The organism is Luedemannella flava (assembly GCF_039528515.1).
Classification (GTDB): domain Bacteria; phylum Actinomycetota; class Actinomycetes; order Mycobacteriales; family Micromonosporaceae; genus Luedemannella; species Luedemannella flava.
Genome location: NZ_BAAALT010000053.1, coordinates 182,168 through 206,600, shown reverse-complemented (window position 1 = coordinate 206,600; position 24,433 = coordinate 182,168). Strand labels below are relative to the sequence as shown.

Genomic DNA, 24,433 nt, shown 5'->3' with positions numbered 1-24,433 from the left:
AGCGCCGTTGGCCTCCGGGTGGTGGTTGGCGAGCCTCGAATAGATGAAGCATGAACGCCTGATTACGCACAGACAGCCGGACCCGAAAGCCGCGAAGCCGACTGGCCGAACGTCCTCGACGAACCGCACGTTACCCGGTTGCACCATAAGTCGGGTGGAGCACCACCTGGAGTCCGTTGTGTCGATCTTTGTAAGCCCTACGGCGCCCGTTGACACTCCTCGCTAACATTCATAAAAGGACCGCTAGCCGCGTTCGAGAGGAACCCCTAGATGCAGGCCAGCTGGGCGGTGCCCGCAATGGCGTTCATCGGCGGAATACTCCTAACACACTACTTTGAGAGGGCATTTCGGAAACTAGATGAAAAGCTAACCTTTGCCATCAGAACTAGAGCAGCGCGGCAGGCCTACGAGTTGAGTTACCGTGCTTTCGCATTTGACCCTGAGGACCTACTCTTCCTCTGCATTCGGCGATGGAACATTCGGTCAATGCCAGCTGAATCCGAAAACATCGGCCCGACACGGGTTTCGACGACGCGCGCCCGTCCGCAAGACTGGGTGGATAGCCAGGAGATCGATCGCGCACGCCACCAACTCAGAGAACGACACGTAGGAAATCCGTGCGCGAGTCTCGTCACGTATCAAATTGATGACCGCGAATCAGAAGATACGACCAAATTCTTCCTTACCGTGCAAGAAGGCCATTATAGCGATTACGTTGCCGTCAGGGACTATTTCGGCAACCCCGAGCATCTCAACGAACTACAAATGGTCTACCAACGAGTAAAGCTGAACGGCATCCGCTCCGTAGCCGAATCAGCCCCCATGTCAGACATCGTGATTAACGTATCCGTTCTGGACGTATCAGGCGATGTACTAATCCTGCAGCGCTCAGATAGCGTCACGACATATCCGCGCTCGTGGCAAATCGGGGCCCACGAGACAATGAATTGGCGCACCGAACGGTTCGCCGGCGACCTAGAACCTAGTCCTGAGACATGCTTCAGCGCTGCGCGACGCGCCTTGTTAGAGGAAATTGGACTGAAGCCCGAGGACTATGGTGGTCACATCGCATTTTCGTGGTTCGGCCTCTACCTCAGAGATGCAAGCTTCTACTTCTTTGCCCACGTCAAATCTCGTCTCACCAAAGCCGAGATTGAACTGCGAATCAAGCGGGATGCTGAAAGCGAATGGGAATCGAGAGCCATCGGTTGGCTGCCTCTCCAACAGCGATCACTTAAAGAAGTAATTGCCACTTGGAAAGGATTATCGCCCATCGCACCTCAAGGTAGAACCGACAAGCTAGGACGGACCTGGCTGCCACATGCGTCGGTATCGTTAGTCCAATTGTGGCAAGCACGCAACATGCTAAATTAGAAGTATTCGTCACGTAGAAATGGCGGCCGGAAGATAGGCAAAGATGACGCCATCAGCATTGATCCTATGTGGCGGCGAAGGCCGCAGGATGGGCGCGCTTAATCCTAAGGCACTTATCCCGGTTGGGCCCCGGGCCTTGATAATTCAATTGATCGGACATCTCATTAATAATGGCGTAGTAGATATTTGCTTATGTCTTGGCCATTATTCGGATGCAATACTGGACTGCTTAGCCAAGAACGGATGGCTCCGCCAGAAAGGCACCAATTACTATCGACAGCAGCGGCACCTCGGCGCGGTAGGGAGGTCGCCTCGACTACATATCTCAAATGCCGGGGTCAACGCAACGGCGGCTCAGCGGTTACTAGTGGCTCGCAAACTCGTGCAACCACCGACGATCGTCTGTTATGGTGACACGCTAGCGGACATAAGCATCAAAAAGCTGATCTTACGCCACCAAAATTCGTCGGCAGATGCCACGGTAACTGTGGCTCGGAGCCGCTCTCCGTACGGGCATGTCACCATCTCCGATCGCAACATTGTCACCGCTTTCCGCGAGAAACCGATGCTAGGGTCGCCTGTTAACCTGGGTTTTATACTTCTCGGTTCAGATGCGCTAGACCGCCTTACGCCCGAAGGGTTGGAAACTTCACTCCTGCCACAACTCGCAACTGAACGCCGGCTCGCCGCATATGAACATAAAGGGAGCCTTGTTCGCATCACTGACCCGGCCGATGTTGTACACGCTGAGCAGCGATGGAGTTCGGGCGATCTCTCATGGCTTCCATTTTGTTAGTCTCAATGGCCTGAGCCTAAAGGTTTCAGCGAGGCTAGCCATGCCCCCATAAGCTACATCAAGAACTGGGACGATGAATTTCTTTTAGGTCCGCATCCAAAAAGCCAGAGTTTTGCAACTTTTTAACCGAATCTAGCCGCCGAAACATACTCGGGTCACGTTTCAACGGGATCGCGGCCCTTTCGACTTCATAGGCGACACTAGAAAGCGCCTCGGGCAAGGTCCAAACCGGCTGCCATGCCGGAAATTGTTCCCGAAATCGATCGAAGCTGACTCGCTGCCCTATCACATCTTGATCTCGAGTCGGGATCTTTCGAACCTCCACATTAAGTACACTATTGACCATTACCGCCACATCCGCGATTTGGTAATTCTCTTGCGATAAGCCAACGTTAAACACTCTCTGCCGGTCTCGGGCGTCAGGCGCCTCCACCACTGCGATCAGCGCCAAACACAGATCATCTATGTGAACGAATGGCCGCCAAGCCGTTCCTTCCGACCGCATCTCAACGATGCCCGAAGTCACAGCCGTCGTAACGAACTCGTTCACCGCCAGATCCATTCTGAATCTTGGGCTGAATCCAAAGACGCTTGCTGGTCGAAGGATAGTCGTTCGCATCGTACGGGGGGACGCTGCCAAGATAGCTCGCTCCGCATCCAACTTTGATCTTGAGTACACAGTGGCAGGCTGGGGCGATACCGTTTCATCGACAAGCTCGGCACCTCGCCTTCCGTAGACTGCCGTGGATGACACAAAGACCAAATGCTCAACGCCGGCATCCGCTGCGGCCTGGCTCAAGCGTAACGTGCCAGCAACATTAATTGCATTCGTGATGTGAGAATTCCAGCAGCCGAATTGCTCATTACTTAACGCGGCTAGATGGATCACCGCCTGCGCACCCGCTAGGTCCTTGGAGACCACGTCGCGCAGATCCTTTCTAATAGTCATAGGCGGATCACGCACTATCTGCGCCACACATTTGGAGAACCATCCATTATCGAAGCCCGCAACTGTATGGCCGCGCTTTATTAGGCCATCCGTGAGAACCGATCCAATGTAACCTTCGTTTCCCGTTACAATGATCTTCACTGGGCCACCAATCGCCAGAAACCGACCTTAACCACGTACCGCAAGAACTCTTGGAAAAGTGCCGTACGGCCCAAGCTGGCCAAGCGCGAGCTTTAGCGAAAGGGCACCCGAAAGAAGCTTGCCATCAAATACGAGTTGCCCGGCCGGAAAGGCTCTAAAGATGTTCAGCGTTATATGGGGACGATACTGATCACCGAAGGCGCCTAGGGGCGACGCGCCAAGCTTTTGGGCAAACATGAGCGTTATCTTGTGGGCAAGGTCAATCAGCGGCGTTCGCACGATCTCAATGCCTGCGGACACTCCTCCCTCCGGAACATAATAGTCACCAGTCGGAATCTCCTGAAAAAGCAGCCCAGCAAGTGAACAGGAAATGTCAGTCGGTATACGCGACTGGAGCGCATCCCACCATTCAGCCCCATTCTCCTTTTGGAACTCGGCATGGAGTAGGGTGACATGGGGCGGCGCTCCGTCGCCAAGCCGCATTGTCGCCTCACCAGATTGAGCCAGCCGATCCGAGTAGGTAGAAATCCTCTTCGACGTCGCGTCATCGGGAAGAAGAATAATGCCCAGTACCACGTCAGATCCCCTTAGCGCCGGAAGATTTATGAGTCACGGTTATAGTACTCGAGTTGACTCGTGCGTCCGCGAATGCGCCTGCTGCCAGCTTCCGCGCAATGTCTGCCGCGACCTTGGAGCTTAATGTGATCGAATCCCCGATCAACGCAGCGCAACCCTGCGCGACAAGCGAGTGTTGCGCTGTATGCTCATCGAATACAAACATCGGCGAATAGTAGCCCCTAGCCATGTACGCGTAGTGGTAAACATATGTCGTTGAGTCAAAGCAGTAATACGCGTGTGTAGGGTATGCTGTGGAAAGGCCGATGTAAACTTGATTCGGATGCGCTGCGACCAACAGAAGCTTTTGCCTCCACGATTCAAGCCGCGCGACTTCAACGGCCAGTTCCGCCAGTCCGTTTATCCATGCAGTTTCGGTATTTCGCTCGCCCGGCAGGCCATGCGGTTCCTCCTTGTACCGCAACCAGATCGCTGGCGCACGGGGATCACCCATAACAACTGTCACTTTGCCGCCTCGCCGCAACACGGCACACAGCGCCTGTAGATAGTCAGGGTTCTCCGTTAGGTTCAGCTTGAGTTTGACTATTCTGACCTCGCGGGCTGCTTCAATTTCCGGAAGCCAATTCTTGTCGATTGCGTTCGGGTATACCGCCGAAAGTCCGATGACACGCGCCTGATTTAGCAACTGATTGCCGGTGAGTGCATTGTGAACGGCTTGTGGGAGGTTTTTTAGGTCCTTCCGCAACTGGTCCGCTGCTACACGGTCCCGCATCCATCCAACCGCGAAGACGCCGAGGACAAGCAGGGTGGTCGTCAGCACCGTTTTTGTCGAGACGCCATCAACTAGCCCCAGGATCGACACGCCCACTGCAAGGGCCACCGTGATGATCCAGTCAAGTTGCAGTTTGACGGTCGATCCGATGCGGGCTAGCAATTTCATGTCTATGTGTCCCTACTTTAGGACGGCAAGCGTGAGAATCGACGCACCGCGTATTTTGATCTTCGGCCGGGTCCGCATTCCATCAAAGATGGTAATCGTTTTAACGTGCTTTGGCCGCCCTGCGAAAGGTTAGTCATCGGGACCAAGAGTCTTGATGGACGGTCCTACGCACGCCACTCGTCTATGCGCCATATAGGTCGAGCGGCCACGGAGATGTCGCCGAGCATGCCGCGGCGACCTGGCGAAAGTTGCGGGGATACTGCTCAATTGAGGTATGTCGCCACACTCCCGACAACTCCGCTAGGTTGATCGTTCTGACAGTATCTGAGCGCAATTGCCTGGTGGCAGTTGGAACTCTGGCATTGGAACCGCACGACGTGGATCATGTTGTGCTATCTCGAGCTTTACGCGATCGGTTCGGGCATCACGGCTCTAGGTTCGAATGCTCCCGGGTTCGGTAGATAGTAGACGTGAGCTTCACTGTTTCTGGGCCGGTTCTGTCAAGATCCGAGGCCGCAACGCACGACAATCGCGCTCCATGAGACTCGCCCCGTTCACCGACAGGACGAACATCAATTCATTCGCGTGGTCGGTCCCAACCGTCCGGGCATCACGAACGCGGACTCCCAAGCCAGGTCGGGTCGGAAGTCGCAGAACGTGCCGTCGAACCTATAGACGCCGGCTTCGATGAGGGGCACAAACCGCTCGCCCTCGGCCCGCACCGCGAGCTCGTCGTCCACCCAGTAGTGGTCGGGGAACAGTATGAAGATGTCGGGGCCCCACAGCGGGTCAGTCTCAGCTCCGTCGGCCGCTCAACCCCCTCGGCGAACGGCATGTCGCGGATGCCGCGGCCAGCCCACGGCGGCCGGTCCCCCGTTGGCACCACAATCGGTGGCCGCGCTCGTCGTTGCCGACCACCCGCGCCACACGGGCGAACACGAGCATGCCCCGGGCGAAGAACCGGTGCACGGCCCCTGGCGCCGATCGGAGGGGTCATCCGGCCATCGTAGTGACGGTCACCCATCACCATCATCGCCGGCCAGGCCGCGTCCTACGGCACAAGCCGCCTCGTTCCCGCGTACGGTAGTGCCTATGACCAGGCCTTCCGATGCGCGGTCGATGCGTGAGCGGATGCTCGCCGGCGACCTGTACATCGCCGACGACCCGGAGCTCGCCCAAGCCGGCCTGCGCGCGATGGACCTGATGGACCGGTTCAACGCCACGCCGATCCGTGATGTCGACGAGCGTCGCCGCCTGCTGACCGAACTGCTCGGCGAGGTCGCGGAGGGAGTCGAGATCCGCCCGCCGCTGCGGGTCGACTACGGCCGGCACATCCGGATCGCGGCCCGCACGTTCGCCAACTTCGGCCTGGTCGCCCTGGACGTCGCCCCGATCACCATCGGCGCCGACGTGCAGATCGGCACCAACGTGCAGCTGCTCACCCCGACCCACCCCATCGAGCCCGGCCCGCGCCGGGACAAGTGGGAGGCCGCCAAGCCGATCACCATCGGCGACAACGTGTGGCTCGGCTCCGGCGCCATCGTACTGCCCGGCGTCACCATCGGCGAGAACACAGTCGTCGGCGCCGGCTCGGTGGTCACCCGCGACCTGCCCGCCAACGTCGTGGCCGTCGGCAACCCGGCCCGCGTCATCCGCACCATGGACCCGTAGTGGGCGGCGATGTTGTCTGCACCGTCGCCACGCGGCGCGATGCGGACCGGCAGCACTAAGCTGACCGGCGGGAGGCCCGATGAACCGCGACATCCGCGACGTCGAGGACGTGCTGAAACTGCTGGACGGACTGCTCGCGCCCGGTGCCGACCGGTGGACGTCAGGCGCCGGCGCCGACTGGTGGGACGACTTCTACGCGGACCGGGACCAGCCCGTGCCGTTGTTCGCGGATAAGCCCGATGAGAACCTGGTGTCGTACCTCGACCGCGGTTTGGCCACCCCCGGCCGCGCCCTCGACCTCGGTTGCGGTCCTGGCCGCAACGCGCTGCACCTGGCCGCCGCGGGCTTTGAGGTCGATGCCGTCGATCTGTCCTCCGCCGCGATCTCGTGGGCCCGCGATCGGGCCACCGCGGCCGGACTCGACATCGCGTTCCACTGCGTCGACGCGTTCGCCGAGACGGCCCCGGCCGGCCCATACGACCTGATCTACGACTCGGGCTGCTTCCACCACCTGCCACCGCACCGTCGCGTCAGCTATCGCGCGCTGCTTGCCCGGGCGCTGGCCCCCGGCGGCCACTTTGGGCTCAGCTGCTTCGCCTCCGGGGCGATGGGCTCCGAACTGACCGACGCCGACTTCTACCGGCACGGCGGGCTGCAGGGCGGCGTCGCCTATACCCCGGAGGCACTGCGCTGGATCTTCGCCGACCTGACCGAGGTCGAGCTGCGCCGCATGCGCGACGAGCCCGCCGACTCGCCCCGGTTCGGCGAGCAGGTCCTGTGGACAGCCCTGTTCCGCCACGACGGCTGACCCGAACCGCTACAGCCGCTTGACCATGACCTGGCAGAGATGGTTGTCCCCGCTCACGAACGTGATGGGGACGCCATCGCGGCTGGTGACGACGTAGCCCAGTCGGGAGTACAGGGCGATCGCGGCGGCGTTGGTCGTCTCCACCCCGAGGCTGATCGTCCGGGGCAGGTTCGGCCGATCGCGGAGCCAGCCTTCGGCCGCGCGCATCAGGGCGGTGCCTACGCCGGCGCGCTGGTGGGCGGGGTCAACCGACAGCTGCTGGACGGTCGCCGACTCGCCGATGACGTCGCGGCCGGTCGGGCCGCCGCGACGGCTCAGTCGCAGCCCGCCGGTCGCCGTTGCCGCGGGCGTGTGCACCGCCAGGAACCACACGAGGTGGGGGTCGGCCGGCCCAAGAAGGTACTCGACGTACGGCGAAACGACCACGTCGGACGGCGGCCGGCCGTCGTACGTCCGTATCTCGTAGTTCCACATCAGCGCAGTTGGCGGGGCCGGTCCCAACCGTCCGGCAGCACGAACGGGGACTCCCAGGCCAGGTCGGGTCGGAAGTCGCAGAACGTGCCGTCGAACGGATAGACGCCCGCCTCGATGAGCGGCACGAGCCGCTCGCCCTCGGCCCACACCGCCGGCTCGTCGTCCACCCAGTAGTGGTCGGGGAACGCGAGCCGCTCGGCGAGCTCGTCCTCGTCCTTCCACTCCCACGTACGGTCGGGGTAGACGACGACGTCGAGGTCGTGGTCGGTGGTGTCCACGCCCGCGACCTCGCCGTCGCGCCACCATACGTGCGGCGCCTCCAGGTTCACGTACCACCCGTCGAAGACGCCGCGCGCGTCCCAGAACCACCACACCGAGTGGGATCCGTCGGGCGGGAACAGCATGAAGATGTCCGGCCCCTACCAGCGGGTCAGGCTCAGCGCCGTCGGCTGGTCGACCCACTCGGCGAACGGCATGTCGCGGATGCCGCGCCCGTCCGCGGCCAACCGCACGGCGGCCGGTCCCCCGTTGGGCAGCCACAGCCGCAGGCCACGCTCGTCGTTGCCGACGACCCGGGCCACGCGGGCGAACACGAGCGCGTCCCGGGCGAAGAAGCGGTGCACGACCGTGGCGCCGACCGGAGGGGTCATCCCGCCATCGTAGTGACGTCAGGCCGCCGCCCCGAACGCTACGAGGGTGTACGCGTGCCAACCGTGGGCATCCGCTGTCGGCACGGCAGTGGGCGTCCAGTCGGGCGGGAGCAGCCGATCCATCGTGGATCTCGCTATGCCGGCCGGTCCGACCCCGGCCCGACCTCGCGGTGGTGCGGCCCGGACCAGGAGCGTCGCGCCGGGAGCCGCGAGGTGCCGGACCGTGGTCGCCCAGCCTTCCCGCTCGTCGGCGGACAGGCCGTGCAGGCAGCCGTTGTCGAGCACGAGGTCGCATCGACCGGCGAGCTTGCGGCCCGGATCCACCTCGGCCGGCCGTGTGACGTCCGCGACGCGCCATTCGACCGTTCGCTCCGGGTCGCCGCCGGCGGCCAGGGCGATGGCCCGGGGCACGAGGTCGACGGCGGTGACCTGCCACCCGTGGGCGGCGAGATAGCGCGCCTGGTCGCCGGTGCCGCAGCCGAGGTCGACCGCGACGCCGGGCCGGTTCGCGGCGACGAACGCGGCCACCGGCGCCGGTGGCTCGGACGATTCCCACGGCCGCAGTCCCAGCCGGTACAGCAACGCGTATGTCTCTCGCATCATGCGGGGACGGTACGAGCCGACGGGACTCCGTTGTCAAAGAGTGAAGTAGTATCAGGATCTGAACTAATGGGCTTTGACAGGGGAAACTCATGCCGGGTGAGTGCGTCGACGAGAGCTGCCCTGTGGCGCAGGCGGTCGCGGTGCTGGACGGCAAGTGGACGATCCTGATCATCCGGGACCTGCTCGGCGGGGTCCGGCGCTTCTCGGAGCTGCGGGCGTCGCTGGTCGGCATCAGCCCGAAGACGCTCACCGACCGCCTGCGCGCGCTGGAGGCCGACGGGGTCGTCAAGCGCACCATCTACGCCGAGATCCCACCCCGCGTCGAGTACGGGCTCACGGCCACCGGCCGGCAACTGGGCCCGGTGATCGACGCCCTTGCCGCCTGGGGCGCCGGGCGGACCGCCCCGGGCGGGCAGCCCTCGGCCGACGTACTGTAGCCACATGCGACGGTGGCTGCTCCCTATCGGGATCCTGACCGCGGTGCTCGTGGTGGCCGGGGCGTACTGGTTCCAACCCTGGAAGCTGTTCACGAACACCACGGTCCGCGAGAGCGTTCCCGAGATCGTGTCGGCTGCGCCCCCGTCGACCGGCGCCCCGGCCAGCCCGACCACCGCGGGAGCGGCGGCGGTGCTCGTCGCCGAGGGCACGTTCGTCACCCACGAGCACACCACGACCGGGAAGGCGCAGCTGATCCGGCTCCCGGCCGGAACGTACCAGCTGGTCCTGCGCGACCTGGCCACGTCCGACGGGCCCGACCTGCGGGTGTGGCTCACCGACCAGCCGGTCGGCGACGACTGGTTCACCTTCGACGACGGCCGCTACGTGGAGCTCGGTCGCCTCAAGGGCAACCGCGGCACCCAGGTCTACGCCGTGCCCTCGAGCGTCGACATCGCCGGACTGCGCAGCGTCACGGTGTGGTGCAAACGCTTCTCCGTCTCCTTCGGCGCCGCCCCACTGTCGTGACCGGTCACGGGAGGTCGCTGTCGCCGCCCACGTCGGTGGGTACTCCTCGAATGCCAGGTCGTCAACGTTTGGGCAATAACGTTGCGCTAATGCGCGCTGAGTTCCCCACGTAACTGGCCAAACGTCGGCGGGACAGACCTCAGAACGGGAAGGCCGCCGTGCGGCAGCCACAGGCACAGGCCGCGCTCGTCGTTTCGGACGGTCAGGCCACCGTCTCGAACGCTTTGAACAGCGGCTGGATCTCCGGCGCCAGCCGTTCGAACAGCTCGCGGTCCAGGCTCAGCCCCAGGTGGCCGTAGTTGTGGTAGAGCCCGTCGCGGAAGTAGCAGACGCCCAACATCGTGCGCGGCTGGTCGGTGTGGTTGACCGTGCCGCGGTGCATCAGGGCGGGGTCGCGGATGAGCAGGTCGCCGGGATCGAGCACCACGCGCCGTGAGGGAAACAGCGACGCGAGCCACTCGAAGTCGGGATTGCGGCCGTCCTGCACCGTGTCGTCGAAGCCGAGCCGACCGCGCAGCACGTCGTCGCGCCACAGGTGGCTGCCGCCCGGCCACACTTCGAGCGGCCCGTTGTCCAGGCCGCAGCGGCGCAGCGGGATGTTCACGATGTAGCCGCGCGGCTCCCAGGACAGGCCGGGGTCGAGCTCCCGGTGCGGCGACTGGATCTCCGCACCCGCAAGGCAGGTGTCACTGCTGACGAACTTGCAGGTGAACGCCCCCAGCGTCGGCCTCAGCAACTGCATCGCGAACGGATTCGCCAACAACCACGGGCTGTTGAACGCGTCGTCCAACCGGGGAAATACCCGCCAGCGGTGGTTTCTCTCCCAAAAAACCGCCTGAGTACGCCGGGCGACACGGCAGTCGATGCCGGCCATGTGGACGATCTCCCCGTCGGCACTGTCGACGCAGTCGGCGAACACGTCGCCGAACGCCGCGTCGCCCTCCGCCACCACCTCGGCAGGCAGGCCGCCGCGCAGAATCACGTACCCCCGGGTGTGCAGGAGCAGCCCGGCGAGCCGCTCGTTGGCCGCGGACAGCGACCCGTCGCGCAGCTCGTGGGCCGAGACGACGACGTCGACGTCCTGGCCGGGCGTTGCCGGTTCCACTGCGGTGACCTCCTCAGATCCGGACGGGCGCGCCGACACGGGTGGGCGCGTCGGCGTCGACGGCGGCCTCGACGGCGACCGCCTCGATCTCCCGGGCGAGTGCCTCGATGCCGGCGGGGCCGAGGCGGCGCGTGTCGGCGCAGATGTCGATGTCGATCGCATCCGGCGCCGAGTCGAACGTGACGTAGAGGACGCCGTCGAAGGTGTCGAGCTTGCGCAGCACCCAGGTGGTCGCCCGCGGCACCGCCGCCTCGATCTCCTCCCGGGTGGGCGGCTCGGCGGTGGGGGCACGGTCGCCGCGCCGGTCGTTGACGAACGCCGAGATGTCGAACGCGCCGCGTTCGGCGGTCAGGCGTGCCATCAGCTCGCCGTGGGCGTAGGTGTCGAAGTACCCGTGCACGTACGCGTTGGTGGCCGCCTTCCAGGCGCGGCGCACCACCTCGTCGATGGTCGTGTCGGCCACGTCGATGGCGACGATGCTGGGCTGGGTGAGCTGGGTGACCGAGTCGGCGCAGCCGGGCCGGAACCGGTTGCTGACCAGCACCTGCGCCACGCTCGTGGTGATGCCGGTCTGCCGGGCGAGCGCGACCGCGTACGCGGCGAGCAGGACGTGGCCGACCTCGCGGCGGGTGCGGTGGGCGACGGCCCGGCTCGCGAGGTGCAGGGCGGGCGAGCGCCGGATGACGTCCCAGAACCGGGGCTCGCGCGGGTCGTCGGACGTGCCCAGGCGCTGCGCGGGGATGGTCCGCATCACCTCCTCCCAGTACCGCAGCGCCTTGGCGCTCTGGCGCTGGCCGGCGGGCGACGCCTGGCGGGCGGCGAGTTCGAGCGGGGTGAGGCCCGACACGGGGGCGGTGCCCTGACCGGTGGCGGGGTCGAGGTGGGCCAGGTCGCGGGCGACCGCGTCGATGCCGAGGCCGTCGACGGCCAGGTGGCAGTACTGCACGACGAGGTGGGTCAGGCCGCCGTCGCGGCGGATCACGCCCATCCGCACCGGCCACTCGACCGGGTAGTCGAACGGGGTGAACTCGTAGCGCGTCCGCAGCTCCTCGGCGGCGGTGTCCGCGTCGTCGCCCGGGCCGATGTCGACAACGTCGAGGGCGATCTCACCCGACCCGCTGACCACCTGCCGGGGCGGGCCGTCGGGACGTAGCCGCAGCCGGGTGCGCAGGGCCTGGTGGCGACTCACGATATAGCTCAAAAGGGTCGTCATCTCCGACAGCGGCGTGCCGGCCGGCAGCGGCATGGCGCCGCCGATGTTCATGGTCCGGCCGGTGCGCGCCATGGTGAGCCAGATGCCCTGCTGACCCCAGGTCAGCTCGGCCTCCCCCGTGCCCTCGCCGTGGAACGGGACGACGATCCGGCTGGTCACGGTGCCCATCAGCAGGTCCCACGAGTGCGCATATCGATGACCTTAAATCTATTCCGTCACGCTCCGCATCGCCCGTATGGCGTGGCGTACCCGTCAAAAGATTTAGTCGCGATGTATCGCGTCTTCTGGTTACGATGTAACGCGTCATGTTGGAATCCCCTCCGGCACGAATCGAGGAAGCATGGGCACCCCCACCCCTCCCCCGGCGATCACCGCCGCCGGCCTACGTAAGCGCTACGGCGACACGGTCGTCCTCGACGGCGTCGACCTGTCGATCGGCCAGGGCGAGGTCTTCGCGCTGCTGGGCCCGAACGGCGCCGGCAAGACCACCACGGTCCGGATCCTGTCCACGCTCATCCGCGCCGACGGGGGCACGGCCACGGTCGGCGGCGCGGACGTCGCGCGCGACCCCGAGTCCGTGCGCAGGGTGATCGGCGTCACCGGCCAGTTCTCCGCGGTGGACGCCCTGTTCACCGGCGAGGAGAACCTGCTGCTCATGGCCGACCTGTGCCACCTCGACCGGAAGGCCGGGCGGCGGCGGGCGACCGAGCTGCTCGACCGGTTCGACCTGGCGGATGCGGCCCGCAAGCCCGCCGTCACCTACTCGGGCGGCATGCGCCGCCGCCTCGACCTCGCCATGACCCTCGTCGGCAGCCCTCGGGTGATCTTCCTGGACGAGCCGACCACGGGCCTGGACCCGCGCAGCCGCCGCACCATGTGGCAGATCATCCGCGAGCTCGTGTCCGACGGCGTCACCGTCTTCCTCACCACGCAGTACCTGGAGGAGGCCGACCAGCTCGCCGACCGGGTCGCGGTGCTCGACCACGGCCGGATCGTGGCCGAGGGCACACCCGCCGAGCTGAAGCGGCTGATCCCCGGCGGGCACCTGCGGCTCACCTTCACCTCCACCGCCGACCTCGACGCGGCGGCCCGCGCGCTCGACGGGTCGACCCGTGACGACGACGCGCTGGCGCTGCAGGTGCCCAGCGACGGGGGCGTGCGCTCGCTGCGCGCGGTGCTCGACCGCCTCGACGCCGCGTCCGTCGAGGTCGAGAGCCTCGCCGTGCACACGCCCGACCTCGACGACGTCTTCCTCGCCCTCACCTCCACGGAAAGGACCCCTGCGTGATGAGCTACGCCGTCCGCGACTGCCTCACCATGCTGCGGCGCAACCTGCGCTGGGCGCGCCGCTTCCCCGCCATGACCGCCGTGCTCATCGGGCTGCCCGTCATCATCCTGCTGCTGTTCGTGTACGTCTTCGGCGGCACGATGGGCGCCGGCCTGGCCGGCGACCGCGGCGACTACGCCGACTACGTCACCCCCGGCATCCTCATGCTGGCCATCGCCGGCACGGCCCAGGGCACCGCGATCGCGGTGGCGACGGACATGAAGGAGGGCATCATCGCGCGCTACCGGACGATGGCGATCTTCCGCCCGTCCGTCCTCGCCGGGCACGTCCTCGGCAGCCTCAGCCAGACGATGCTGGGCCTGGCCGTCGTCGTCGGCGTGGCGGTCGCCGTGGGCTTCCGGCCCACCGCCGGGGTCGTCGAGTGGTTCGCCACGGCGGGCCTGCTCGCCCTGGTCGCGCTCGCGATGATCTGGCTGTCCGTCGGCCTCGGCCTGTGGGCGAAAACGGTCGAATCGGCCAGCAACCTGCCCATGCCGCTGATGCTCCTGCCGTTCCTCGGCAGCGGCTTCGTGCCCACCGACTCGATGCCCGCCGTGGTGCGCTGGTTCGCCGAGAACCAGCCGTTCACGCCGATGATGGAGACGCTGCGCGGCCTGCTGCTGGGTACGGGCATCGGCAGTTCGGGGCTCGTCGCGGCTGTCTGGTGCGTCGCCATCATCCTCGTCGGCTACCGCTGGTCGGTGCACCTCTACAACCGCGACCCGGCCAACTGACCGGGAACCAACGGGGCCGACGGACAGTCCAAGATGACGCCGTACATCTCGGGGAGGTCGCATGCGCAGGTTCGGCTGGGTGCTCATCGCTGTCGGTGCGCTGGTCGGCGGCTGTGCGCAGCCCGCCACCAGCCCCGGCGCGGGGTCGCCGGACCTCGGGCCGCCGACCGGGACCATGGCGGTGCGTGGGCAGTGGACCGCCTGTGCCGACGTGGAACCGAGCCCGCTGACGAAAGTGGGCGCGGAGGAGCTCGGACTTCCCCGGCTGGGCGACGACTTCACGCCGGTGGCCGCGGTTGTCTGCACCACGGCGCTGGAGAAGCGGCCCGACGGCAGCGAGGTGCTCATGGCGACCGAAGGTCGCGCCGAGGACATCGCGGCCCTCCTGGCCGCGCTGCGACTGCCGGACGAGCCACCCACCACCGGCGCCTGCAGGGCGGACCTGCCGGGCATCGACTGGGTCGCGCTCGTCGACGCCGACAACCGCTGGGGTCGCCCGGGCACGCCGGGCGACCCCTGCGGCAAGATTCGCGTGGAGGTGCGCGACGCCGTCGCCGCCCTGCGGCTCACGGAGGTCTCCAGGCGTCCGCTCCGCGAGGTCGTGTCGTCGGACGCGGCGGCGTCCGGCTGCTCCCAGCAGTGGGCCGACATGGTGTGGGTCGAGACGACGCTGAACCCCGACCGGGTATGGGCCACCACCCCTGGCAGCCCGCTGGCCGGCGGCGACGAGGTTCGCCTGTGCGTCTACCAGGTGCCGGCCACGGAGCGCGGCTCCGGGAAGCCGGCCGGCACGTTCGAGTCGGGGAGCCTGCTCACCGCCGCTCAGTGGACACCGATCGCCGGGGCGCTGCGCGCCGCGAAGAAGGCCCCGACCTGCTCGACGCCGGCCGAACGGTTCGCCCTGCTCCGCCGCGTCGACGACACGCAGGGCGAGATCTACGTGGAGCTGACCGGCTGCCGCCGCATCATGATCATGCCGATCGACGGCAGGCCCTTCCTCGGCCTCGCCGACACCGCCCTGGTCGCGCTGCTCGACTCGGCCACCTGAGCAGGGGCTCACCCTCCGACCCAATGACGGTAGGCGGCCAGGTCGACGTTGCCGCCACAGATGATCGTGACCACGTGGCGGCCGGCGAAGCGGCCCGGGTCCTCCAGCACGGCGGCGACACCCAGCGCCGCGGACGGCTCGACGACCAGACCCGCCTGCTCCAGAAGCAGACGCATGCCCGCGACGATCGACGCCTCACGCACGAGGACGGCGTCATCGGCCACCCGGAGGAGATCGTCCAGGACCTCGGGAATGGGGAACCGGCCCGCCACCCCGTCGGCGATGGTGTCCATCGAGTCGGTGGTGACGACCCTGCGCTCGCGCCAGGACAGCGTCATGGCCGGCGCGCCGAGCGGCTGGACGCAGACCACCTCGACCCCTGGCGCGAGCGCCTTCAGCACGTGGCCCACGCCGGTGGCCATGGCGCCCCCGCCCAGGGCGACCAGGACGACGTCGCCGGCGGACACCGCGCCGACCAGCTCCAGGCCGATGGTCGCCGCTCCCTCGCAGGTCTCGATATCCAGGCTGTCCTCGACCAGCCGGACGCCACGCTCCCGCGCGATGGCAACCGCCCGCTCGCGCGCCGCCTCGAAGTCGCCGTCCACCAGCTCCAGGCGCACGCCCGCGGTACGCATCCGGTCGAGCTTGACCGCGGGCGCCAGGCGCCGCGCCACCACGGTCACGTCCAGGCCCCGGCGACGACCCGACCACGCCAGCGCAAGACCGAGGTTGCCGGCGCTGGCGCACACCACCGCCGGCGTGCCCTGCTCGGCCAGACGGCTCGCGACCAGCTCGGTGCCCCGGCCCTTGAAGCTGCGCACCGGGTTCGCCGTCTCCAGCTTGACGCTCACCGAGCAGCCGAGCGCGCCGCCCAGGGCGTCGCAGGGGTAGCACGGCGAGTCCAGGAAGAGCGGGTCGATCACGTCGCGGGCCGCGCGGATGCGGTCGAGATCGAGCCGGCGGATGTCATACTCGGCGCCCACGCCGACCAGCGTACGGCCCGCTGGTCGCCCCCGATCCGATGCGCGGGCCACAACCAAACCGGGGCGTGCCCCCATCTCAACAGGTAACAGGAATCGCGGGACGGTCAGGAGAACGATCGGGTGCGCACTGAGCAGGAGCTGGAGTACATCGAGTACGTCCGGGCGCGGTCGGTCACGCTGCGTCGCCTGGCGTACCGGCTCTGCGGCGACTGGCACACGGCCGAGGACGTGGTCCAGAAGGCGTTCGTCCTGCTCTACCGGCACTGGCGGCGGGCGAACCAGGCGGCGTCGCTCGACGCCTACGTACGCCGGATGGTGGTCAACGCCTATCTGGAGGACCGGCGGGGCTGGTGGGCGCGCCAGGTGACGACGGTCGCTGACCTGCCCGCGCAGGCCCAACCCGATCAGGGCGCCGACGGGCGGCTGGACCTGCTGGCCGCGCTGGCCCGCATCTCGCCCGGCCAGCGGGCGGTGCTGGTCCTGCGGTACTGGGAGCAGCTCGACATCGCGGAGACCGCCGAGACTCTCGGCTGCAGCGCCGGCACGGTCAAGAGCCAGACCTCGCTGGCGATCGCGGCGTTGCGTCGCCTGATGCCCGACTACGTACGCAGCGGTAGGGAGGAGCGGCAGTGACCGACCCGGACCTGGCGACCCGGTTCGCCGCCATCGAGACCACCGACGAGCCGGCCCTGCCCACCGGCTTCGCCGAGCAGACGCTGCGCCGCGCGCGGCGGTCCCAGCGCCGACGGCGTGCCAGCGGGTGGGCGGCGCTCGCGCTGACCGTGGTCGCGGTGCTCGCGGTCGCGCCCTGGCAGGCGTGGCCGCAGCGCCCGACCCCGGCCGACCAACCGGACCGGCCGAGCCTGCCGGCCGAGTTCGCCGACCTGTCCCGGTTCACGTCCCACGCCACCGACCGGCCGGGCGGGCGGGCGATCGCGCTCTACGAGTTCGGCAGCAGCGAACTCTTCACCACCTGGCAGACCCTCGTCGCCGGCGCGGACCGGGACACCTACCGACGCCTGGACCTGCCCGACAACGCGGCCCCGCCCGTCAGCCTGTCCCCGGACGGCCGGTCCGTGATGTTCTTCGAGGAACGCACCGGCACCGACGAGTTCACCCTGCTCGACCTGACCACCGGACGCACCAGCGTGCGGCACAGCTCCGCGTGGGCCAGCAACGTCGGGGCGAGCATCACCATGCTGGCCTGGTCGCCGGACAGCCGCTACCTCGCGTACGCCGTGCCGGCGCCGTCGCCGAACGACGGCCGGGCGGAGAGTTCGCTGCGCGGCGGGCAGCCACTGCGCGACGTCGCCATCCTCGACGTGGTCACGGACACCACCGTCCGGTACCCCGCTAACAGCCCCATCTTTGCGGCCGCGTTCTCCCCGGACGGCCAGCGCCTGGCCGTACAGTCCGATCAGAACTCGCCCATCCTGTCCCTGCGCGCCGAGAAGGTGGGCGAGTGGCTGCCGCCGACGGGGACCGCGGACTCCGCCCTCGCCTGGTCGCCCGACGGCCGCCTCATGGCCGTCCAGACAAACATGGGAATCCGGTTCGTCGACATGACCGGGTCGGGCGGCACCGTCCCGAACAGCCTGCGGTATGACAGCAGCGTGCTGGGCTGGCGGTCGCCGACGAGCATCGTGGTCGAGGGTTCCGACGACGACGCCGACACCGACACCCTCGTCGAGGTGTCGGTCGTGGACGGCCACCGAACCGTCCTCAGCCGGTTCCCGACAACCAGATCCTGCGAGTACGGCCAGCACCGCTGCAGGCCGTACCGGATCCAGCTCGCCACGAACCTGATCGCGGACGCCACGATCCGGCCGAGCGCCCCCGACCGCGGCCCCTGGGTCCCGGTCGTCCACGCGGCGACAACCCTCGGCGCCGGCGCGCTGGGCGTCGCCCTGGTGCTGCTGATCCTGCGCCGCCGACGCCGCCGGCGCGCGGCCCGTTAGGCTCGCCCGGTGGCCGACCTTGTGCACCTCACCCCGGCGCGCAACGCGCGGCGCGTCGTCCGGACGGGCATCGCCGCGCGCAGCTACGGCCGCTCCGGCGGGCGCGGCGTGTACTGCATGCCGGTGCTGCCGTCGTTCGCCCTGACCTACCAGTGGACGCGCGAGCTGCGCCGCTGGAAGCCGGGCGTGCTCGTCGCCGCGCACCTGCGCATCCCCGACGACGAGCCGGTCACCGTCGGCCGCTACGGCACCGAACCCCGGCAGGTGACAGCGGCCGAGGCGGCCGCGATCGTCCGCGACCTGGCCGACCCGCGCGGGTACGAGGTCTTCGTGCCCCGCGCGGTGACGCCCGCCGAGGTGCGCCGCGTGCGCCAGATCCCGCAGGGCGTTGGCTGGCGCTACCAGCCCGACGCCCACGGCCGCCGGCCCTGCGCCTGCCCCGCGTGCGTGCAGCCCGGCACGCCCGGGTCCGGAAAGCTGCGCCGCGCGTACCCCTACGACAAGCGGCCCACCGGCAAGCCGCAGCTCATGGCCAACCTTCGCGCGGCCACGAAGCCCGGGGAGATCGTCCAGGCTTTGTACGCGCTGTACGGCCGCCGGTGGGGCGGCGCGGAGGAGCTGGCGTACCTCGTCGAGCACCCCGATCAGGAGGTCCGTGAGGTGCTGGCCGACCTGCTGCGGAACTACCGGGGCCACGCGGCCAAGGTGCTGCGGCACCGGCTCGCCGAGACGGGAACCCACGGGGCCGACGAGTAGTCCAAGATGGCGCCGTAACACCTCGGGGAGGTCGCATGCGCCGGTTGGTTCCCGTACTCGCGGGATTGTTGATCCTGACTGGCTGTGAGCAGACCGCGCCCATGCGGATCGAGCCGGGATGGGCCTCCTGCGCCGACGCCATCCCCGACACCACCAAGGCGATGAGCAGCGACTCGCTCGACCTGCCACCGCTGGACGACGGCTTCACCCCGACGGCCGCCGTGGTCTGCGCCACCGCGTTCGAGATGGATCCGGACTTCAGCCAGCGGAACTTCCTGACCGAGGGTCGGACCGACGACATCGCCGGGCTGCTCGCCGCGCTGCGCCTGCCCTCCGAGCACAGATGGGGCGCGTGCACGGCGATCGACCACATCATTCCCTTCGTGGTGCTCCTGGACGCCGACAACCGGTGGGTGCGGCCCGGGACGCCCAGCGACTCGTGCGGCACCATCCGTGAGGAGGTACGCGACGCGGTCACGGCGCTCAAGCTCACCCCGGTGTCCAAGCGTCTGATCCGCGAGGACCTGTCGAGCGGTGCCGGGAAGGCCACCTGCGCCGAGCACTGGGCCGACATGGTCTGGGTCAGGACCACCACCCAGACCGGCGGACCCAACTGGTCCACACCGGGCACGCCACCGCTGCGCGACGGCGACGAGGTGCGGCTGTGTGTCTACACCGTTGCGGACAGCACGCGCGGCAGCCTCATGCCGACGGGCGACCTCGACCACGACGGCGTCCTCACCGCCAGGCAGTGGCGCCCCATCGCCGCGAAGCTGGGCGCCGCCGGGCCCGCACCAACCTGCGACGCCCCGGCGACGCGGTTCGCGCTGCTGCGTCGCGCCGACAACACGGGCGGCGACACCTACGTCGAACTGGACGGCTGCCGCCGCGTGATGTCCCAGCCGGCCGACGGCCCACCTCGGATCAGCACGGCAGGTGAGGACCTGATCGCCCTGATAGCGGCCGCGCGCTAGAGCCGGCCGACGTCCGTGATGCGGATGGCGGCCGCGCCCAGCTCGTCGGAGACGTCGAGGTCGATCTCGGCGGTGATGCCCCAGTCGTGGTCGCCGGCCGGGTCGTCGAGGATCTGCCGGACCGTCCACTTGTCCCGGCCCGCGTCGATGAGCAGCATCTTCGGGCCGCGCGCGGCGGGGCCCGTACCGATGTCATCGTGGTCTTCGTAGTAGGGGGCGAGCGCGTCGGCCCAGGCGTCGGCGTTCCAGCCCGACTCGGCGTCGAGCTCGCCGAGCTCGTCCCAGCGCCGCAGGGCCGCGAGCGTGACGCGCCGGAACAGGGCGTTGCGCACCAGCACCCGGAACGCGCGGGTGTTGCCGCTGACCGCCGGCGGGCGCTCCTCGACGACCGTCTCCTCGCCCGGGTTGCGCAGCTTCTCCCACTCGTCGATGAGGCTCGAGTCGACCTGGCGGACCAGCTCGCCGAGCCACTCGATGAGGTCGGCGAGGTCGTCGGTGCGGGAGTCCTCAGGCACGCTCTGTCGCAGCGCCCGGTAGGCGTCGGCGAGGTAGCGCAACACCAGGCCCTCGGAGCGGGCCAGGCCGTAGAAGCTGACGTACTCGGTGAAGGTCATCGCGCGTTCGTACATGTCGCGGACGACGGCCTTCGGGGACAGCTGGTGGTCAGCGACCCACGGGTGACCTCGCCGGTAGGTCTCGAACGCGGCGCCGAGCAGCTCCTCGAGCGGCTTGGGCCAGGTGACGGCCTCCAGCAGCTCCATCCGGGCGTCGTACTCCAGCCCGTCGGCCTTCATCTGGGCGACCGCCTCGCCCTTGGCCTTGAACTGCTGGGCGCTCAGGACCTGCCGCGGGTCGTCCAGCGTCGCCTCGATGACCGAGACAACATCCAGGTGGTACGCCGGATCGTCCGGGTCGAGCAGCTCCATCGCCGCCAGCGCGAACGGTGACAGGGGCTGGTTGAGCGCGAAGTCGAGCTGCAGGTCGACGGTGAGCCGGATCGAGCGGCCCTCGGCGTCGGGCTCGGGGAGCTTCTCGATCACGCCGCCGGCGAGGAGCGCCCGGTAGATGGCGATGGCGCGGCGGATGTGCCGGCGCTGGGCGGGGCGGTCCTCGTGGTTGTCGGTGAGCAGCTCGCGCATCGCGGCGAACGCGTCGCCCGGACGGCCGATCACGTTGAGCAGCATGGCGTGACTGACGTGGAACACGGACGTCAGCGGCTCGGGGTCGGCCGTGGTGAGCCGGTCGAAGGTCGGCTGACCCCAGCCGACGGACCCCTCCGGCGGCTTGCGCTTGACGACCTTGCGGCGCTTCTTCGGGTCGTCGCCAGCCTTGGCGAGCGCCTTCTCGTTCTCGATGACGTGCTCGGGCGCCTGCACGACGACCGTACCGATGGTGTCGAAGCCGGCCCGCCCGGCGCGCCCGGCGATCTGGTGGAACTCGCGCGCCTTGAGCAGCCTTGTCCGCTGCCCGTCGTACTTGGAGAGCCCGGTGAACAGCACGGTCCGGATGGGCACGTTGATGCCCACGCCGAGGGTGTCCGTCCCGCAGATCACCTTGAGCAGCCCCGCCTGGGCAAGCGTCTCCACGAGCCGGCGGTACTTGGGCAGCATGCCCGCGTGGTGCACGCCGATGCCGTGCCGCACGAGCCGCGACAGCGTCTTGCCAAAGCCCGACGTGAACCGGAAGTTGCCGATCTTCGCGGCGATGGCGTCCTTCTCGGCGCGGGTGCACACGTTCACGCTCATCAGCGCCTGCGCGCGCTCGAGCGCCTCGGCCTGGGTGAAGTGCACGACGTAGACGGGCGCCTGCTTCGTCTGCAGCAGCTCCTCGAGCGTCTCATGCAGGGGCGTCATCGCGTACGTGAAGATCAACGGCACGGGCCGCTCGGCGTTGGCGACTACGGCGGTTGATCTTCCTGTGCGCCGGGAGAGGTCCTCCACGAACCGGGTGACGTCGCCCAGGGTGGCCGACATGAGGATGAACTGGGCCTGCGGCAGCGCGATGAGCGGCACCTGCCACGCCCAGCCCCGGTCCGGCTCGGCGTAGAAATGGAACTCGTCCATGACGACCTGGTCGACCTCGGCGTCCGCGCCGCCGCGCAGCGCGATGTTGGCCAGGATCTCCGCCGTACAGCAGATGATCGGCGCGTCGGCGTTCACGCTCGCGTCGCCGGTGAGCATGCCGACGTTGGCGGGCCCGAACACGTCGCAGAGGGCGAAGAACTTCTCGGACACCAGCGCCTTGATCGGGGCGGTGTAGTACGAGCGCTTGTTGGTGGCCAGGGCGGCGGCGTGCGCGCCGAGCGCGACCAGGCTCTTGCCGGACCCGGTCGGGGTGTTCAGGATCACGTTCGCGCCGGTCACGATCTCGATCAGCGCCTCCTCCTGATGCGGATAGAGGCTGAGCCCACGATCGGACGCCCAGGTCGCGATGGCCTCAAAAAGCTCATCGGGACCGGCGTCGGCGGCGGGCAACTGATCTGTGATCGTCATGGTCGGTCCATCCTGCCCGCCCCGAGCCGCGATCACCAACCCGCCGCTCTCCGTCAGACCATTCCACGAATATCGCCGACGTCAGGACAGCACCTGCCACCTCAAGATCCTCGGCGTTGCTCAGCTTGTCGCTCTGGGCGTGGCGACTGTGACCCGCATAGCGACCCAGATGCGCCACAGCCAGCTCTAGGCCTGTCCCGAAGTCGCGTGCTGGTGTTTGATCATCGCGGCGCGTCCGCCCTCGGGTCGCCGGTCAGGTGTCCTGACCGGCGCATGACAGTAAAGATCGGCGTTTCGTGTACCAGGGTGGAGCTGGGCTACACCCTGGTACACGAAACCGCGATCAACGTGCGCGCACGCTGCACGTTCAGCCACCAAACGCCGATCATGACAGCGTTGCTGCCATCGACTCGGTGGGGTGCACTCCGACGAGCAGCGCGAGCGCGGCGCCCTGTGGCGCACGGGGACGCTGACCGACGTCGGCACGCTCGGCGGCGGGACCACCACCCTGATCGCGGTCAACGACAAGGGTCGGATCCTCGCGACCTCACAGCCGGCGGACGGGTTCACCCGTCCCGCGCTGTGGCACCGCGGGCAGTGGACCGATCTGACGACGCTCGGCGTGGACCCGAGGCGAACCTCGTGGACCTCAACAACAAGGGCCAGTTCGCCGGGACCGTCCGGCCCGTCTGGGGCATCTCGCACGCGGTCATCTACAGGTAGCGGTCGTACTGCGGCGGGAAAGTGCCCTCAGCGGGGCACTTTGCCGCCGCACCTTCGCGTCGGCCGAAGTTCAGACCGGTTGCCAGGCGCCGTCGGGGAGTTGGCGGACCGTCAGGGGGGTGCGGAACATGCGGCGGCCGTCGCCGGCGAACGGGTCAGGCAGGAACCGGCGGACGGTCAGGTCGGGCCGGTCGGGGTAGCCGGCCGCGACGGCCGGGCCGCCGACGTGCAGCCGACCCGCCTCTCCCGGTCGTACCGGATCAAGGTTTTCGTCCAGAGCGTAGAGCGTCGCTCCGGGCAGAGGGTGACCACCGGTTTTGTCGACCTTGAACGTCAGCACACCGGCCTCGGGGAAGCCGACCAGGTCGAGCGTCTGGTCGTCGTCGGGCGTGGCGGCCCGCGCCCACAGCGCGCCGCGGTCCTGCCAGCCGGTCACACCGTCCGGCGGGTCCTCGGTTGTGGCGACGACCGGCTGGAGCGCGTCGCCCGTCAGCAGCGCGCGCACCGCTCCCGCAAGCGACAACGCGTCGTCGGACCGTCGGGACGCAGGCACGGCGGACAGGGGCGGCAGCTGGGTGAGACGCACGAGGTTCCGCTGGGTGAGCAGGACGCCGGCGTCGTCGCCCGCGGCGACGATGACCCCACTGCCGGGCGCGATCGAGGCGGAAACGGCAGGTGGCCGGACGAGACCCGAAGCGGCTTCCAGCACGTACGCGGCCTCGTCGGAGCGCGCGGGCGCGGCCACTCCCCCGGCCCGCAGTGCGGCCAGCAGGCCCGCGACGGCCTCGGCCCGCCCGGACGCGTGGACGACGACTCCGTCGCCGACCCGCAGCCCGGCCGCGCGCAGCGCCTCGGCGAGACCGTCGACCCAGGCGCGCAACTCCCCGTAGGACAGGTGGGCGGCACCCTCGCGGATGGCGGTGGCGTCGGGGTGACGCTCGGCCACGGCGGCGAACCGGTCGTCCGCGTCGCGGGCGGCGCCGGCCCCGCGAGCCGGGGCGTAGCGGACCGCGGCGAGCGCGGTGACGTGCCGCTCGCACGCGCCGGCCGTGCCGTGGAAGGAGTCGAACCGCCAGCCTGTCGGCGGCTTGCGGCCGACCGGCCAGCGGCCGTGGTCTCCGTCGTCATTGACGACGACGGAGTAGTACTGCTCTCCGGGGTGTCCAGACATGGCG

General features: G+C 68.0%; 24 protein-coding genes and 1 pseudogene. 13 read left to right on the top strand and 12 right to left on the bottom strand.

Translation table 11 applies throughout. The annotated features are described in order from the left end of the window. Nucleotides 1–270 precede the first annotated feature (270 nt). Both ABD211_RS11030 and ABD211_RS33875 read left to right on the top strand, forming a co-directional pair. Nucleotides 271–1,374, top strand: a complete 1,104-nt coding sequence (locus tag ABD211_RS11030) for an NUDIX hydrolase (RefSeq protein WP_344129005.1) — start codon at nucleotides 271–273, stop codon at nucleotides 1,372–1,374. Between the two features lie 43 nt (nucleotides 1,375–1,417). Next, a complete protein-coding gene (locus tag ABD211_RS33875) occupies nucleotides 1,418–2,170 on the top strand; it encodes a nucleotidyltransferase family protein (RefSeq protein WP_425560392.1) in 753 nt (250 codons plus the stop codon). A 58-nt stretch (nucleotides 2,171–2,228) separates the two neighbouring features. On the opposite strand, the gene ABD211_RS11025 is transcribed toward ABD211_RS33875, so the two are convergent. The 4 genes from ABD211_RS11025 to ABD211_RS11010 form a co-directional block, all read right to left on the bottom strand. Beyond that, nucleotides 2,229–3,260 carry an NAD-dependent epimerase/dehydratase family protein gene (locus ABD211_RS11025; RefSeq protein ID WP_344129003.1) on the bottom strand — a complete coding sequence of 344 codons (1,032 nt, stop codon included), beginning with the start codon at nucleotides 3,258–3,260 and terminating at the stop codon, nucleotides 2,229–2,231. A 27-nt stretch (nucleotides 3,261–3,287) separates the two neighbouring features. Then, nucleotides 3,288–3,836, bottom strand: a complete 549-nt coding sequence (locus ABD211_RS11020) for a hypothetical protein (protein ID WP_344129001.1) — start codon at nucleotides 3,834–3,836, stop codon at nucleotides 3,288–3,290. A 1-nt stretch (nucleotide 3,837) separates the two neighbouring features. After that, nucleotides 3,838–4,776 (bottom strand): hypothetical protein, encoded by a 939-nt coding sequence (locus ABD211_RS11015; protein ID WP_344128999.1) that lies wholly within the window; start codon nucleotides 4,774–4,776, stop codon nucleotides 3,838–3,840. Nucleotides 4,777–5,348: 572 nt separating this feature from the next. Beyond that, entirely contained in the window at nucleotides 5,349–5,516 is a 168-nt protein-coding gene (locus ABD211_RS11010) for a hypothetical protein (RefSeq protein ID WP_344128997.1), read from the bottom strand. A gap of 352 nt (nucleotides 5,517–5,868) precedes the next feature. Between ABD211_RS11010 and ABD211_RS11005 the strand changes: the two genes are divergently transcribed. Both ABD211_RS11005 and ABD211_RS11000 read left to right on the top strand, forming a co-directional pair. Beyond that, on the top strand, nucleotides 5,869–6,447 hold the full coding sequence (locus tag ABD211_RS11005) for a sugar O-acetyltransferase (RefSeq protein ID WP_344128995.1): 579 nt from the start codon (nucleotides 5,869–5,871) through the stop codon (nucleotides 6,445–6,447). 79 nt (nucleotides 6,448–6,526) lie between these two features. After that, complete coding sequence (locus tag ABD211_RS11000; RefSeq protein WP_344128993.1) at nucleotides 6,527–7,255, top strand: class I SAM-dependent methyltransferase; 729 nt, start codon at nucleotides 6,527–6,529, stop codon at nucleotides 7,253–7,255. A gap of 9 nt (nucleotides 7,256–7,264) precedes the next feature. On the opposite strand, the gene ABD211_RS10995 is transcribed toward ABD211_RS11000, so the two are convergent. The 3 genes and pseudogenes from ABD211_RS10995 to ABD211_RS10985 all read right to left on the bottom strand — a co-directional run bounded on the left by ABD211_RS10995 (nucleotide 7,265) and on the right by ABD211_RS10985 (nucleotide 8,982). Next, nucleotides 7,265–7,729, bottom strand: coding sequence for a GNAT family N-acetyltransferase (locus tag ABD211_RS10995; RefSeq protein ID WP_344128991.1), 465 nt, complete (start codon nucleotides 7,727–7,729; stop codon nucleotides 7,265–7,267). Continuing rightward, nucleotides 7,729–8,379, bottom strand: a pseudogene (locus ABD211_RS10990) (ribonuclease FAU-1 family protein). Before ABD211_RS10990 ends, ABD211_RS10995 begins: the two are co-directional and overlap by 1 nt. Nucleotides 8,380–8,397: 18 nt before the next feature. After that, nucleotides 8,398–8,982 carry a class I SAM-dependent methyltransferase gene (locus ABD211_RS10985; RefSeq protein ID WP_344128989.1) on the bottom strand — a complete coding sequence of 195 codons (585 nt, stop codon included), beginning with the start codon at nucleotides 8,980–8,982 and terminating at the stop codon, nucleotides 8,398–8,400. An 89-nt stretch (nucleotides 8,983–9,071) separates the two neighbouring features. Here ABD211_RS10985 and ABD211_RS10980 point away from each other — a divergent pair, with 89 nt between their 5' ends. Together ABD211_RS10980 and ABD211_RS10975 are read left to right on the top strand one after the other, a co-directional pair. After that, nucleotides 9,072–9,419 (top strand): winged helix-turn-helix transcriptional regulator, encoded by a 348-nt coding sequence (locus ABD211_RS10980; protein ID WP_344128987.1) that lies wholly within the window; start codon nucleotides 9,072–9,074, stop codon nucleotides 9,417–9,419. 4 nt (nucleotides 9,420–9,423) lie between these two features. Beyond that, nucleotides 9,424–9,945, top strand: a complete 522-nt coding sequence (locus tag ABD211_RS10975; RefSeq protein ID WP_344128985.1) for a DM13 domain-containing protein — start codon at nucleotides 9,424–9,426, stop codon at nucleotides 9,943–9,945. A gap of 202 nt (nucleotides 9,946–10,147) precedes the next feature. Here ABD211_RS10975 and ABD211_RS10970 read toward each other — a convergent pair whose 3' ends face one another. Both ABD211_RS10970 and ABD211_RS10965 read right to left on the bottom strand, forming a co-directional pair. Then, nucleotides 10,148–11,050 carry a phytanoyl-CoA dioxygenase family protein gene (locus ABD211_RS10970; protein WP_344128983.1) on the bottom strand — a complete coding sequence of 301 codons (903 nt, stop codon included), beginning with the start codon at nucleotides 11,048–11,050 and terminating at the stop codon, nucleotides 10,148–10,150. A gap of 13 nt (nucleotides 11,051–11,063) precedes the next feature. Continuing rightward, nucleotides 11,064–12,431, bottom strand: a complete 1,368-nt coding sequence (locus ABD211_RS10965; RefSeq protein ID WP_344128981.1) for a condensation domain-containing protein — start codon at nucleotides 12,429–12,431, stop codon at nucleotides 11,064–11,066. 172 nt (nucleotides 12,432–12,603) lie between these two features. On the opposite strand from ABD211_RS10965, the gene ABD211_RS10960 reads away from it, so the two are divergent. The 3 genes from ABD211_RS10960 (at nucleotide 12,604) to ABD211_RS10950 (ending at nucleotide 15,372) form a co-directional block, all read left to right on the top strand. Beyond that, nucleotides 12,604–13,551 (top strand): ATP-binding cassette domain-containing protein, encoded by a 948-nt coding sequence (locus ABD211_RS10960; RefSeq protein ID WP_344128979.1) that lies wholly within the window; start codon nucleotides 12,604–12,606, stop codon nucleotides 13,549–13,551. Then, the gene (locus ABD211_RS10955; protein WP_344129036.1) at nucleotides 13,551–14,324 is read left to right on the top strand and encodes an ABC transporter permease; all 774 of its coding nucleotides are present in this window, start codon (nucleotides 13,551–13,553) and stop codon (nucleotides 14,322–14,324) included. The genes ABD211_RS10960 and ABD211_RS10955 overlap by 1 nt, the downstream gene beginning before the upstream one ends. A gap of 61 nt (nucleotides 14,325–14,385) precedes the next feature. Further along, entirely contained in the window at nucleotides 14,386–15,372 is a 987-nt protein-coding gene (locus ABD211_RS10950; protein WP_344128977.1) for a hypothetical protein, read from the top strand. A gap of 8 nt (nucleotides 15,373–15,380) precedes the next feature. Here the strand turns inward: ABD211_RS10950 and ABD211_RS10945 are convergent, their stop codons facing one another. After that, nucleotides 15,381–16,355, bottom strand: coding sequence for a threonine ammonia-lyase (locus ABD211_RS10945; protein ID WP_344128975.1), 975 nt, complete (start codon nucleotides 16,353–16,355; stop codon nucleotides 15,381–15,383). A gap of 120 nt (nucleotides 16,356–16,475) precedes the next feature. Here ABD211_RS10945 and ABD211_RS10940 point away from each other — a divergent pair, with 120 nt between their 5' ends. From ABD211_RS10940 to ABD211_RS10925, 4 genes are read left to right on the top strand one after another with little or no spacing between them, the layout of a single operon-like run. Then, a complete protein-coding gene (locus ABD211_RS10940) occupies nucleotides 16,476–16,988 on the top strand; it encodes a SigE family RNA polymerase sigma factor (RefSeq protein ID WP_344128973.1) in 513 nt (170 codons plus the stop codon). Further along, on the top strand, nucleotides 16,985–18,313 hold the full coding sequence (locus tag ABD211_RS10935) for a WD40 repeat domain-containing protein (protein WP_344128971.1): 1,329 nt from the start codon (nucleotides 16,985–16,987) through the stop codon (nucleotides 18,311–18,313). Before ABD211_RS10940 ends, ABD211_RS10935 begins: the two co-directional genes overlap by 4 nt. Nucleotides 18,314–18,322: 9 nt before the next feature. Continuing rightward, a complete protein-coding gene (locus ABD211_RS10930; RefSeq protein ID WP_344128969.1) occupies nucleotides 18,323–19,069 on the top strand; it encodes a HEAT repeat domain-containing protein in 747 nt (248 codons plus the stop codon). 35 nt (nucleotides 19,070–19,104) lie between these two features. After that, a complete protein-coding gene (locus ABD211_RS10925) occupies nucleotides 19,105–20,043 on the top strand; it encodes a hypothetical protein (protein WP_344128967.1) in 939 nt (312 codons plus the stop codon). Here ABD211_RS10925 and ABD211_RS10920 read toward each other — a convergent pair. Both ABD211_RS10920 and ABD211_RS10915 read right to left on the bottom strand, forming a co-directional pair. Beyond that, entirely contained in the window at nucleotides 20,040–22,535 is a 2,496-nt protein-coding gene (locus tag ABD211_RS10920; protein WP_344128965.1) for a DEAD/DEAH box helicase, read from the bottom strand. The two genes, ABD211_RS10925 and ABD211_RS10920, sit on opposite strands and share 4 nt — an antisense overlap. A 793-nt stretch (nucleotides 22,536–23,328) precedes the next feature. Continuing rightward, nucleotides 23,329–24,429, bottom strand: a complete 1,101-nt coding sequence (locus tag ABD211_RS10915) for an AMP-binding protein (RefSeq protein ID WP_344128963.1) — start codon at nucleotides 24,427–24,429, stop codon at nucleotides 23,329–23,331. Between the last annotated feature and the right edge of the window lie 4 nt (nucleotides 24,430–24,433).

Bases quoted from the DNA above. Each gene is read 5' to 3' on its own strand.
- ABD211_RS10995 (WP_344128991.1), bottom strand. From the start codon at position 7,729: ATGTGGAACTACGAGATACGGACGTACGACGGCCGGCCGCCGTCCGAC.
- ABD211_RS33875 (WP_425560392.1), top strand. From the start codon at position 1,418: ATGACGCCATCAGCATTGATCCTATGTGGCGGCGAAGGCCGCAGGATG.
- ABD211_RS11005 (WP_344128995.1), top strand. From the start codon at position 5,869: ATGACCAGGCCTTCCGATGCGCGGTCGATGCGTGAGCGGATGCTCGCC.
- ABD211_RS10975 (WP_344128985.1), top strand. From the start codon at position 9,424: ATGCGACGGTGGCTGCTCCCTATCGGGATCCTGACCGCGGTGCTCGTG.
- ABD211_RS10985 (WP_344128989.1), bottom strand. From the start codon at position 8,982: ATGATGCGAGAGACATACGCGTTGCTGTACCGGCTGGGACTGCGGCCG.
- ABD211_RS10925 (WP_344128967.1), top strand. From the start codon at position 19,105: ATGCGCCGGTTGGTTCCCGTACTCGCGGGATTGTTGATCCTGACTGGC.
- ABD211_RS11015 (WP_344128999.1), bottom strand. From the start codon at position 4,776: ATGAAATTGCTAGCCCGCATCGGATCGACCGTCAAACTGCAACTTGAC.
- ABD211_RS10955 (WP_344129036.1), top strand. From the start codon at position 13,551: ATGAGCTACGCCGTCCGCGACTGCCTCACCATGCTGCGGCGCAACCTG.
- ABD211_RS10980 (WP_344128987.1), top strand. From the start codon at position 9,072: ATGCCGGGTGAGTGCGTCGACGAGAGCTGCCCTGTGGCGCAGGCGGTC.
- ABD211_RS10965 (WP_344128981.1), bottom strand. From the start codon at position 12,431: ATGGGCACCGTGACCAGCCGGATCGTCGTCCCGTTCCACGGCGAGGGC.
- ABD211_RS10920 (WP_344128965.1), bottom strand. From the start codon at position 22,535: ATGACGATCACAGATCAGTTGCCCGCCGCCGACGCCGGTCCCGATGAG.
- ABD211_RS10915 (WP_344128963.1), bottom strand. From the start codon at position 24,429: ATGTCTGGACACCCCGGAGAGCAGTACTACTCCGTCGTCGTCAATGAC.
- ABD211_RS11030 (WP_344129005.1), top strand. From the start codon at position 271: ATGCAGGCCAGCTGGGCGGTGCCCGCAATGGCGTTCATCGGCGGAATA.
- ABD211_RS11000 (WP_344128993.1), top strand. From the start codon at position 6,527: ATGAACCGCGACATCCGCGACGTCGAGGACGTGCTGAAACTGCTGGAC.
- ABD211_RS10960 (WP_344128979.1), top strand. From the start codon at position 12,604: ATGGGCACCCCCACCCCTCCCCCGGCGATCACCGCCGCCGGCCTACGT.
- ABD211_RS10950 (WP_344128977.1), top strand. From the start codon at position 14,386: ATGCGCAGGTTCGGCTGGGTGCTCATCGCTGTCGGTGCGCTGGTCGGC.